Raw genomic sequence first — 12,174 nt, forward strand, 5'->3', positions numbered from 1 at the left:
CCTTTTTGCGAAGCATCCTAGCGAAGTAAAAAGATTGAAACGGAAAGCGCGACCTGAAGGGATTGCCCGAATTCAAAAAATAGAATGATATAATTTTTGATTATTAAAAACTAAAACGATTTGTTAAAATCAATTTTATTGGTCTTAATTAGTAAATAAAACCACTTTTAATTAAAAAAAAGAGTTTTGTGAAAAATATTTCTCATTAAAAAATTACAAGCAAATAATTCGAAATCTATTTTTCTTTTCACAAGAGAGTAACTATAAATTAAATCACCAAGAGTAGTATTAGAATTAAATTTTCTATCATCATTAAAATAAAAATTTAATATAATTTTGATTTGCTGTAAAAACAGACACCTTTTCTTTTTTTACAATTCCAATCAATAATTGTTAATTGAACACATGAAATAAGAAAATAGAATAAATAGTAATGTTAATTTTGTTTTCAAATATTACTATTATACTTTAACAGTAATAAAATAATGTAGCTCTTTATTATTCTAATAAATTATATGTATTCATTAAGCTATTTACTAAGATGATTTAAAAACATCACACTTAACCATATCTTTGAAAATGATAAAAATGTTTATCTATTATAAATAAAAAAAATAGGTCACCCTAAAAGGTAACCTATTATGTAATGTGATCCAGTCAGGATTCGAACCTGAGACCTACTGCTTAGAAGGCAGTTGCTCTATCCAGCTGAGCTACTGGACCGATCCAAAAATTCATTGAATTTTGTCGGGGTGGCAGGATTCGAACCTGCGACCTCCTGCTCCCAAAGCAGGCGCGATGACCGGGCTACGCTACACCCCGATTCGGTCATAATAAAATATAAGCGGAGAGACAGGGACTCGAACCCTGGCATCGGTTACCCGATGACAGATTAGCAATCTGCTCCGTTACCACTCCGGCACCTCTCCTATTTTAAAATTTAAGATTTGATATCTGCTTTAAAACGGATGCAAATATATAGTCTCTTTTATTCCTAAACAAATATTTTTTAAAAAAAATTAAAATTTTTGGCTTAATTTTGGTTAACCATTAAGGATACAATATAAAAGCAACAATGAATTTAAATAGATTATTATTGACAGGTATTTCTTGTTTTATTTTTTTAAGTGGATGTACAACACAAAAAACGCCAGTAAAAAAAGTAAATAAAGTACCTACAAATCAAACATATAAATATAACCAAGGCACTACAGTAAATACAAGTATAAATAATTCTACTCAGAATAAAAGTAATATTGATAAAATTGATAAAAATAATATTGCCAAATTAAAAGATTATAAAGTTTCAACGGACTATTTCCCTTCTATTTCACAAGATGAAAGAGTACGATTTTTAGTTTTACATTATACAGCTATAAATACTGATTTATCATTAAAAGTTTTAACTCAAAAAGATGTTAGTGCTCATTATTTAGTAAATGATTATGATGATAAAACAATTAATCTTTTAGTCGATGAAACAAAACGTGCTTGGCACGCTGGAGTTAGTAGCTGGAAAGGAATTGATAATTTAAATTTCACTTCTATTGGTATAGAAATTGTTAATTTAGGAAATACTACATCTCCAAATTATTACGCTCCTTATCCAGAATATCAGATAAAAAAAGTAGGACAATTAACTCAAGATATAGTAAATAGATATGGTATTTTACCTACAAATGTTGTTGGGCATTCTGATATTGCCCCAGGTAGAAAACCAGATCCAGGACCACTTTTCCCTTGGAAACAATTATACACTGAATATGGAGTTGGAGCTTGGTATGATGATGTGGATAAATTATTATTTATAGACGAATATCCATGGGATACAACAAGTACATATTTTGTTACAGATGTGCAAAATAGTTTAAATAAGTATGGTTATAAAATACCTGTTACTGGTATTATGGATACACAAACTAAAAAAGTTATAATAGCTTTCCAAATGCATTTTCGACCAGAAAAATATGATGGAACTATAGATGCAGAAACTTGGGCTATTTTAAAAGCTTTAAATAAGAAATATAACCCTTAAAATAATCTCAATAAAAAACTCTTGTAATTACAAGAGTTTTTTATTGAGAAAAATATATAAATAACACAGAATGACTTTCAAAAAATTACGTCCTATTATTTGGACGAAAGATTTACAAAAAACAACTAAATTTTATAAAAAATTAGGTTTTAAGATAGCTGATCAAAATGACGATTGGATTTGGGCTTGTTTAAAAAGAGATGATGTAGAAATTATGTTAGCTTTCCCTAATGAAAATGCAAATTTCAAGCAACCTACTTTCACTGGTTCTTTTTATTTTAATGTAGATGATATTGATGAATTATGGAATATTATAAAAGATGATTGTGAAATTGTATACGAAATAGAAACATTTGATTGGGATGTAAGAGAATTTGCTATTTATGATAATAATGGATATATTTTACAGTTTGGTCAAGAAGTTAATATAGATTAACTAGTATTATGAGTTCTAATTATTGTTTTGATAAAACATTTACAAAAGTTAATTTTTCTGTTGAAAATTTAGTCTTTAATGAATTTGAACAATGTATATTTTCTAAATGTGAGCTAAATAATGTTGATTTAAGTGATATAAAATTTATCAATTGTAGTTTTATTGATTGTAACTTAAGCAATGTAAAATTAATCAATACAAGTTTACAAGAAGTAGAATTTGAACGCTGTAAAATGATTGGATTTAATATGGATGAAATTAATCAATTTGGATTGAAAGTTTCATTTACTGAATGTAATCTAAATGAATCTTCATTTTATGAATCTCCATTAAAAAATACAAAATTTTATAAATGCTTATTAGAAAATGTAGATTTTTCTATAGCAAACCTTAGTTATTCAAGTTTTTATGATTGTAATCTAAATCATGCAATTTTTTCAGGAACAGATTTATGTTATTCTGATTTAAAATCTGCTTATAATTTTGATATAGATCCTACAAAAAATAAATTAAAGCATGCAAAATTTTCAAAAGAGAATATTATTGGATTAACTTATAGCTTTGGAATTAAAGTAGAGTAATTTTTTTATAAAATATTTACAATTAAAAAAGGATATACTTAGTAAGTATATCCTTTTTTATTTTTTATCATAATTAATTAACAATCTGAATCAATTTCGCAAGAAGCATTTAGTTGAGATGAATCATTTAAATAATGTTTTTCATATGCTTGAATTAATGCAGATTCAAAATATTCTATTGACTGTGCACCAGAAATTGTATATTTTCTATCAATCACAAAAAAAGGAACACCAGTAACACCAATATTTCTTGCTTCTAAAATATCAGAAGCAATATCAAAAACATAAGAATCAGAATTTAATATTTCTAAAGTTTTTTCTTTATCTAATCCAATTTTATCAGATAAATCAGATAAAACTTCAAAATCAGCAACATTTTTTCCTTCAATAAAATAAGCTTTAAATAATTCCTCTTCAATTTCTGAGCCTTTACCATTTTCTTGAGCAAAGTGAATTAATTTATGCGCATCAGATGTATCTACAACCTTAACTTCATCAAAATTAAAATGAATACCAACACGCTCACCCATATCATAGATTTGTTGATTCATTTGTTCTACCTGTTCTTTAGAAAAGCCTTTCCTTCTGATTAGGTAATCTTCAATAGAAATAATTTCTGTTTTAGATAAATTAGAATTTAATTGAAAACTTTTCCATTCAACATCAATTTTATCTTTATAAGGGATTTTATCTAAAGCTAATTCAAAAGATTTTTTCCCAATATAACAAAACGGACACATAACATCCGACCATATTTCAATTTTCATATTAGAAATTTTTTAATGTAAAAGTTCGTAAAATTACATCATATAAATGACATATATCTAGTTATTTTTTAGTTAATTTAATTCTATAAAATTATTAACATAATCTTAAAAAATAATTCGTTTAAATTACTTTTTATGTTTGTTTAAAACAAGGTTTCAATTACCTTTGCAGTGAACCAAGAAAGTGAATTGCTTCATTTTTTATTCCAGACAAGAAACAAAATAACGAACAAATAATATGTCAACACACGTAGTAGTCGGCCTTCAATGGGGTGACGAGGGAAAAGGAAAAATAACAGATGTATTAGCTGAAAAATCAGATTATGTTGTACGCTACCAAGGAGGTAACAATGCAGGACATACTGTTTATGTAGGCGAAGATAAATTTGTATTACATTTATTACCATCAGGTGTTTTACAATGTAAAGGAAAATGTATAATTGCAAATGGAGTTGTTGTTAACCCTGAAGCATTTTTTAATGAAATTGGTACGTTAGAAGCTAAAGGTTTATCTACAGATCATGTGTTCATTTCTAGAAGAGCACATATCATTATGCCTTATCACATATTATTAGATGAATATCGTGAAGAATTTGCTGGAAAAGATAGCCAAATTGGAACTACAAAACGCGGTATTGGACCTTGTTATGAAGACAAAGTAGCTCGTGTTGGAATTAGAGCTATTGATTTATTAAATCCAGAAGTTTTAGCTGAAAAAATTAAAGAAAATTTAGTGGTTAAAAATGCTTTATTCGAAAAATTATTCGATAAGGAACCATTAAAATTTGAAGATATATACGAAAAATATTTAGCATACGGAGAACGTTTAAAAGAACGTATTTTAGATTCTGAGTTAGAAATTAATCAAGCTATTGATGAAGGTAAAAGTGTTTTATTTGAAGGAGCACAAGCTTTAATGCTTGATATTGATTTTGGAACATATCCTTTTGTAACATCATCTTCTCCAACAACTGGTGGAGTATGTGTTGGTGCTGGTGTACCTCCAACTAAACTTAAAAACTTGATTGGTGTTTCTAAAGCATATTGTACTCGTGTAGGTAACGGACCTTTCCCTACTGAACTTGACAATGAATTAGGAGAACAAATTCGTAAGGTTGGGCACGAGTTTGGAGCATCAACTGGTCGTCCTCGTAGAACGGGATGGTTAGATTTAGTCGCTCTAAAACATGCTTGTATGATTAACGGTATTACACATTTAGTTATTACTAAATTAGATGTTTTATCTAATATCGATAAAATACAAGTTTGTACAGCTTACAAAACAGAAGATAATAAAATAATTGATTATTTTACTTCTTCTACAACTAAATTAGCTCAGTACGAAGCTCAATATGAAGAATTACCAGGATGGACAGAAGATATTACAGATGTAAAATCCTTTGATGAATTACCTGCAACAGCGCAAGATTATATTCACTACATTGAGAAATATTTAGGTATAGAAGTATATCTAGTTTCTGTAGGACCAGAACGTTCTCAAAACATTATTAGAACAACTTTATTTTAATAACATAACTTTATAGCCTAGCAATAAACTGTTAGGCTATAACTTTTTTTATCTATTTTTTTATGAACGAAATTCTAGAACGATTAAAACAATTAAATTTAGGTATCGAAACTATTGTTCCTATAAAAGGAGGCGATATAAATGATGCATTTAGAATTGAATCGTTCAATAAAAAATATTTTTTAAAAGTAAATTCTGCTACTAATTTCCCTAATCTTTTTATAAAAGAAGCAAGAGCATTAAATACAATAAAAGAAACAAAAACATTTCCTATCCCTAAAATTTTAAATTTAGGTGAAGTAGGAAAAGATTTTCAATATCTTTTATTAGAATGGATAGAACCTTCTACTCCTACTGTTGTTAACTGGGAAAAATTAGGTAGAAACTTAGCAAAACTTCATCAAAATACAAATAATCAATTCGGTTGGTCAGAAGACAACTATATAGGTATAGTTTTACAACCAAATAAATTTGAAAATAATTGGAATGATTTTTACGCTCAAAATCGTATACTTCCAATGATGAAATTATTAAAAAACAAACAACTAATTACATCAAAACAAATAAAATCTGCCGAAAATCTTTGTAAACAATTTGATTCTATTTTTCCAAAAGAAAAACCAGCTTTAATACATGGTGATTTTTGGAATGGAAATATTATTTCTGGTGAAAAAGGAGAATTTAATCTTATAGATCCAGCTATATATTATGGTAATAGAGAAATGGATATTGCAATGGCTAAATTATTTGGTGGTTTTGATGATACTTTCTTTGATGCTTATCAAGAAATAAACCCTTTGGAACCTGGTTACGAAGAACGTTTACCTGTAACACAATTATTCCCTTTACTTATTCATGCCTATTTATTCGAAGGATATTATGTAAAGGATGTACAAACGATTTTAAAGAAATTTTAAACGCAACAAACACAACACAATGAACAAATACCAAAACCCCTTAGAGTCTAGATACTGTAGTGATGAAATGCTTTATATCTTTTCTCCTGAAAAAAAATTTTCAACTTGGCGTCAACTTTGGATTGCATTAGCCGAAATTGAAAAAGATTTAGGTTTGGAGATTACTGATGAACAAATTAAGGAGTTAAAAGATAATGCAACTAATATTGATTATGATGTTGCAGCAGCATATGAAAAAAAATTCCGACATGATGTAATGGCACACGTGCATACTTATGGAGATGTTGCTCCAAGTGCTAAAGCTATTATCCATTTAGGTGCTACATCAGCATTTGTAGGAGATAATACAGATTTAATTCAGATTCGTGATGGATTTCAACATATCAAAGGACAATTAATCAATGTTATTGATGGTTTAGCAAAATTTGCTCGTCAATACAAAGATTTACCAACTTTAGGATTTACTCATTTTCAACCAGCACAATTAACAACTGTAGGAAAAAGAGCAACTCTTTGGCTACAGTCTGTTTTATTAGATTTGGAAGAGTTAGAGTTTAGAATAGATACTTTACGATTTCGTGGAGTAAAAGGAACAACTGGAACTGCTGCTTCTTTCAAAGAATTATTTGATGGGGATTATTCTAAAGTAAAAGAATTAGATAAAAAATTATCTGAGCGTTTTGGTTTCAAAAATGTTTTTGCTGTATCGGGACAAACTTATGATCGTAAAATAGATGCACAGGCTTTAGAACTGTTATCTAATATTGCTCAATCTGCTCACAAGTTTACAAATGATTTACGTCTACTTCAAAATTTAAAGGAAATTGAAGAACCTTTCGAAAAAAATCAAATTGGATCTTCTGCAATGGCATACAAACGCAACCCAATGCGTTCAGAAAGAATTGCTTCTTTAGCAAAATACGTAATGTCATTAGCTACTTCTCCTGCAATGGTTGCTTCTACACAATGGTTTGAGAGAACATTAGATGATTCAGCTAATAAACGCTTAGCAGTACCACAAGCATTCCTTGCAATTGATGCAATTTTAATCATTTGGAACAATATTTTAGATGGTTTAGTCGTTTACCCTAAGATAATAGAAAAACATATTGCTGAAGAATTACCATTTATGGCAACTGAATATATCATTATGGAAGGTGTAAAAAATGGTGGAGATCGTCAGGAATTACATGAAATTATTAGAACACACTCAATGGAAGCTGCAAAGCAAGTTAAAATTGAAGGTAAATCGAATGATTTGATTGAGCGAATTATTGCTGATGAAAATGTAAAAATAGATAAAGAGAAATTAGTTGAATTGCTAGATCCTAAAAACTTTACTGGCTTTGCTTCTGAGCAAACAGAAGAATTTTTAAAAGATTTAGTTGATCCAATTATAAAAAATAACAAAGTACTTTTAGGAGCTCATACAGACTTAAAAGTGTAATAGGCTTAAAAACAAAACACATGAACAAAAAAGACTTCCTAATTGGAAGTCTTTTTTTATTATAAAAATACTATTCAACGATTCATTTTGCCTATTCAACGAAAAACTTTTTAAAATATCTTTTTTTTTACCAATTTTAAAACCAATTACATTAAATTACTTTAATGGTTTATTTTAAATTATTGGTAAATAAAAAAACAAGAGTAATTAAAAATTATATTTGTGTAAAATCATAAATAAATATTCAATGAAGGCTTTGATAATAGACGACAATGATATTGCAAGAACAACTTTGATGCATCTAGCAAAACAAATACCAAATCTGACTATAACGAATGAATTTTCAAATGCAATTGAGGCATATAATTACCTACAATCTAACCATGTTGATTTGATATTTCTTGACATAGAAATGCCTGAGATGAATGGAATTGAACTAACGAAAAACCTGTCAGAAAAAAATACAATTATCATATTTACATCACCAAAAAAAGAAGATGACCAAATTGTTCCTTATGAAAATGCTGGTGTAAAATCTGCTAAGCTTTTAAAAAATGGAAAATTAATTACATATCCTGGTTTTCCACATGGTATGCCTACTACAGAAGCTGCAACTATAAATAAAGATCTTTTAGAATTCATAGAAGGATAAATACATTAAAAAAAAGAGAATCATTAATGATTCTCTTTTTTACTTATAAACTACTATAAATTGATTAATAATTCACTAGTTTTGTTTATAAATCCAATAAAAATATAAATGAAGAAAATTATTTTACTTTCTGTATTTATGTTGTTTTCTACAACATTATTTTCTCAAGAAATATCAAATTCTAAAAAAGACAAGATTGAAAAATTATTAAAAATGACTAATTCTATTGATGTAGGCGTTCAAATTGTAAATAAAATGATAGACATTTACAAAAAGAATTACACAGGTGTAGAACAAAAATTTTGGGATGATTTTTCTAAAGAAGTTAAAACTACAAATATGTTAGAGATTATACTTCCTATTTATGATAAATATTTTACAGAAGAAGATATAGATGCAATAATTGCTTTTTATTCTACTCCATCAGGAAAAAAAATGATTACTAACCTACCTAACATCACACAAGACTCTATGTTAGCAGGTCAAAAATTAGGAAGAGAGATTGGTGATAAAATTATCAATAAATTAAAAAACGAAGGTTACATTACAGAGTAATAAATTTCTTCCTATAAAAACACAGAAAATGGTGACACAATAAGTGACACCATTTTTTATTACAAACAAGTATAAATATTTCATAACCCAAGTAATTTTAATGATTAAATAAATTAAGCAATCATTTTTGGTCAATCCCTTCGGGCCGGGCTTTACGTTACAATCTTTTACAAACAGACTTCGACTTTGCTCAGCCACCAGTTTGTAAAAGGATTTCCACTTCAATCCCTATTGCGAAATACGAAGTCTGAATTTAGAAACTAGAAATAATTAGTTGTAAGTTCTGAGTCTTACGTAATACTTTTAATTACTATAATTAAGAATTAAAGAACTAAAAAAGTTAATCACATAAACACTGAATAACTAATTAGAAATAGTGAGTTCTAAGTAATACTCTTATTATTATAAAAGATATAAAAAGCAGAAAATTAAAATACAAACTTTGCATAATAATCTTGTAAAATCTCATTTAATTTTGAACAAAAGTTTGAAAAAATAAAAATGATTTTTATTCTAAAAAAAGTAAAAATGCATGTAAAAATACAAAGAAGTCGTCAAGTAAAATATTCCAATTTTGAAAGTTACTCAAATGTGGTTTCTTATTTATAACATGAACATTTTGAAAGAATCCAAAATGATGAGAAAGTAGAGATTATTTTTATTACAATAATGGTTTTCTAAAAATTTGCCCCTCCCCTTTTACTTGACAGGTTATACTATTTTGATGCTATATATTGAAAGCTTTTCATGATTTGCAATAAATATGTACTCTTTTTTATCAAATTTTATTTTTATAAGTGTATCATTAAAAGAATAATTTTCTTTTTTTTAAATTTTTTAAACTGTAAAAAAAATAATAATCTTTATTAAATACAAGAAAAAGAATTTTTAACTTATTTAATTAAAAAACTAAATAAATTCATCTTTTATTTTGAAATTTGAAAGGTAAAAACTCTAATATATAATTGTATATATTCAATCATATTAAAAAGCTAAAGAATAAAAAAATACATGGAAAATATCCAAATTACTAACAAAAATGATTTTACTTTCACACTAAAGAGTACATGTTTAGATGAAAATTATCATCCTGCAAGTCAAACACGTCTGACAACCAATTTTGCAAATCTGGCCAGAGGAAAAAATCGTCAACAGAATTTACGTAATGCGTTAAATATGATTAACAATCGATTTAATTCATTAGCTTATGTGGATAATCCAAAATCCGACCGATACCTTGTAAAACTTGAGATTATTACAGTAACGATGAATATTAATGATAAGAATCTACCGATGATTGAAGTTTTAAAAACAAATATTTTTGATAATAAAACTGGCCAGTATATCGAAGGAATTGCCGGAAATAATTTTTCTTCTTATGTTCGTGATTACGATTTCAGTGTTTTATTAATTGAGTATAATAAAAATAAATCTAATTTTTGTGTTCCTGAAGATTTTGGTGATTTACATGGAAAACTTTATCAATCTTTTATTAATTCGACAACTTATAAAGAGTACTTTAAGAGGTCTCCCATCATTTGTTTAAGTGTTTCAAGCAATAAAACTTATACACGCACTGAGTTTCATAATCCAATTCTGGGTTTTGAGTATATACAAAGTGAGTATTCGCTGACTGATGAGTATTTCTCTAAAATGGGTTTAAAAGTTCGTTTTTTCATGCCTCCTAACGCTGTGGCACCGATGGCTTTTTATCATTCAGGAGATCTACTTACTGATTATACAGATCTTGGGCTTATCAGCTCAATCAGTACGATGGAAACTTTCCAGAAAATTTATCGTCCTGAAATTTACAATGCCAATTCAGTAGCTGGAAAAATCTATCAACCTAGTCTTAAACATGAAGATTATTCACTGACTCAAGTTGATTATGATCGTGAAGAACGTAGCCGATTAGCTATTGAACAAGGCAAATATGCTGAAGAACATTTTATTACACCTTACAAAAATTTATTAGAGCAATGGTCTGCCAATTTTGCTCTTTAATTAATACAATACATTAAAATTATTCTATGTCAAAGAAATTATTATTGCCTACCTCAATTGTTGGAAGTTTACCGAAACCTGCTTGGTTGGCATCACCCGAAAAACTTTGGTCACCTTGGAATTTAGAGGGAGATCAGTTATTGGAAGGAAAACAAGATGCTTTACTTATTTCTTTACAAGAGCAACAATTGTCTGGGTTAGATATCATCTGTGATGGTGAACAAACACGTCAACATTTCGTAACCACTTTTATTGAGCATCTAAGTGGTGTAGATTTTGAAAATCGTAAAATCGTAAAAATTAGAAACCGTTATGACGCAAGCGTTCCAGTAGTTGTAGGTGATGTAGCTCGTCAAAAATCTGTCTTTGTAGAAGACGCTAAATTTTTGCGTAGACAAACCAACAAACCTATCAAATGGGCATTACCAGGACCTCTGACCATGGTTGATACTCTATATGATGATCATTACAAAAATCGTGAGAAACTGGCCTGGGAATTTGCCAAAGCACTCAATGAAGAAGCAAAGGAACTACAAGATGCTGGAGTAGATATTATTCAGTTTGATGAACCTGCATTCAATGTGTTCTTCGATGAAGTAAACGATTGGGGAATGGCTGCACTTGAAAGGGCTATTGAAGGCTTAGACTGTCAAACTGCCGTACATATTTGTTATGGTTATGGTATACAAGCTAATAATGACTGGAAAAAGACCTTAGGTTCAGAGTGGCGTCAATACGAAGAAATTTTTCCTAAAATTCAAAAATCTAATATTGATATCGTATCATTAGAATGTCATAATTCAAACGTACCTTTAAATTTAATTGAACTTGTTCGTGGTAAAAAAGTCATGGTAGGAGCGATTGATGTCGCAACCAACATCATTGAAACACCTGAAGAAGTAGCTAATACTTTGCGTAAAACTCTTGAATTTGTAGATATCGAAAACCTTTATCCAAGTACAAACTGTGGTATGGCTCCTTTATCACGAAACGTAGCAAGAGGTAAATTAAGTGCTTTAAGTGCAGGAGCAGAAATTATACGTAAAGAATTTGGTTTTTAACTCCAATATATTAATTCTAAATAATTTTTCATTAGCATAAAAATCTAGTAAAAGAAGCTACTTCGCTAGAAAAAATTAATAATGTAGGGGGGGCTTTTATTTTCTTGATTTAGGGCTTAAGACTGATTTCTTAAGAAATTGAAGATCAGAATTGCCAATTGGAAAATGTAAATTATCGATCCCAATTGGCA

General features: G+C 28.4%; 11 protein-coding genes and 3 tRNA genes. 10 read left to right on the forward strand and 4 right to left on the reverse strand.

Annotated elements, in window-relative coordinates:
• Nucleotides 1-649: 649 nt before the first annotated feature.
• The 3 genes from RT575_RS09600 to RT575_RS09610 all read right to left on the reverse strand — a co-directional run bounded on the left by RT575_RS09600 (nt 650) and on the right by RT575_RS09610 (nt 929).
• Nucleotides 650-723 (reverse strand) — tRNA-Arg (locus RT575_RS09600).
• Between the two features lie 24 nt (nt 724-747).
• Nucleotides 748-822, reverse strand: a tRNA-Pro gene (locus tag RT575_RS09605).
• A gap of 23 nt (nt 823-845) precedes the next feature.
• Nucleotides 846-929 (reverse strand) — tRNA-Ser (locus tag RT575_RS09610).
• Between the two features lie 146 nt (nt 930-1,075).
• Between RT575_RS09610 and RT575_RS09615 the strand changes: the two genes are divergently transcribed.
• From RT575_RS09615 to RT575_RS09625, 3 genes are all read left to right on the forward strand, one after another.
• Nucleotides 1,076-2,035 (forward strand): N-acetylmuramoyl-L-alanine amidase, encoded by a 960-nt coding sequence (locus RT575_RS09615; RefSeq protein ID WP_313580460.1) that lies wholly within the window; start codon nt 1,076-1,078, stop codon nt 2,033-2,035.
• A 70-nt stretch (nt 2,036-2,105) separates the two neighbouring features.
• Nucleotides 2,106-2,471 (forward strand): VOC family protein, encoded by a 366-nt coding sequence (locus RT575_RS09620; protein ID WP_313385983.1) that lies wholly within the window; start codon nt 2,106-2,108, stop codon nt 2,469-2,471.
• A gap of 8 nt (nt 2,472-2,479) precedes the next feature.
• Nucleotides 2,480-3,052 carry a pentapeptide repeat-containing protein gene (locus RT575_RS09625; protein WP_313580462.1) on the forward strand — a complete coding sequence of 191 codons (573 nt, stop codon included), beginning with the start codon at nt 2,480-2,482 and terminating at the stop codon, nt 3,050-3,052.
• Nucleotides 3,053-3,129: 77 nt separating this feature from the next.
• On the opposite strand, the gene RT575_RS09630 is transcribed toward RT575_RS09625, so the two are convergent.
• On the reverse strand, nt 3,130-3,819 hold the full coding sequence (locus tag RT575_RS09630) for a DsbA family oxidoreductase (RefSeq protein ID WP_313580464.1): 690 nt from the start codon (nt 3,817-3,819) through the stop codon (nt 3,130-3,132).
• Between the two features lie 238 nt (nt 3,820-4,057).
• Here RT575_RS09630 and RT575_RS09635 point away from each other — a divergent pair, with 238 nt between their 5' ends.
• The 7 genes from RT575_RS09635 (at nt 4,058) to RT575_RS09665 (ending at nt 11,983) form a co-directional block, all read left to right on the forward strand.
• On the forward strand, nt 4,058-5,347 hold the full coding sequence (locus tag RT575_RS09635) for an adenylosuccinate synthase (RefSeq protein WP_313580466.1): 1,290 nt from the start codon (nt 4,058-4,060) through the stop codon (nt 5,345-5,347).
• A gap of 62 nt (nt 5,348-5,409) precedes the next feature.
• Nucleotides 5,410-6,264, forward strand: a complete 855-nt coding sequence (locus RT575_RS09640; RefSeq protein WP_313580468.1) for a fructosamine kinase family protein — start codon at nt 5,410-5,412, stop codon at nt 6,262-6,264.
• Between the two features lie 19 nt (nt 6,265-6,283).
• Nucleotides 6,284-7,711, forward strand: a complete 1,428-nt coding sequence (gene purB, locus RT575_RS09645) for an adenylosuccinate lyase (protein WP_313580470.1) — start codon at nt 6,284-6,286, stop codon at nt 7,709-7,711.
• 247 nt (nt 7,712-7,958) lie between these two features.
• The gene (locus RT575_RS09650) at nt 7,959-8,363 is read left to right on the forward strand and encodes a response regulator (protein ID WP_313580472.1); all 405 of its coding nucleotides are present in this window, start codon (nt 7,959-7,961) and stop codon (nt 8,361-8,363) included.
• Nucleotides 8,364-8,471: 108 nt separating this feature from the next.
• Complete coding sequence (locus RT575_RS09655) at nt 8,472-8,918, forward strand: DUF2059 domain-containing protein (protein ID WP_313580474.1); 447 nt, start codon at nt 8,472-8,474, stop codon at nt 8,916-8,918.
• Between the two features lie 1,011 nt (nt 8,919-9,929).
• A complete protein-coding gene (locus RT575_RS09660; RefSeq protein WP_313580476.1) occupies nt 9,930-10,922 on the forward strand; it encodes a putative oxygenase MesX in 993 nt (330 codons plus the stop codon).
• Nucleotides 10,923-10,948: 26 nt separating this feature from the next.
• On the forward strand, nt 10,949-11,983 hold the full coding sequence (locus RT575_RS09665; protein ID WP_313580478.1) for a methionine synthase: 1,035 nt from the start codon (nt 10,949-10,951) through the stop codon (nt 11,981-11,983).
• Nucleotides 11,984-12,174: the final 191 nt, after the last annotated feature.

Origin of the sequence: Chishuiella sp., assembly GCF_032109125.1 — a bacterium.
In the GTDB taxonomy this organism is placed as follows: Bacteria; Bacteroidota; Bacteroidia; order Flavobacteriales; family Weeksellaceae; genus Empedobacter.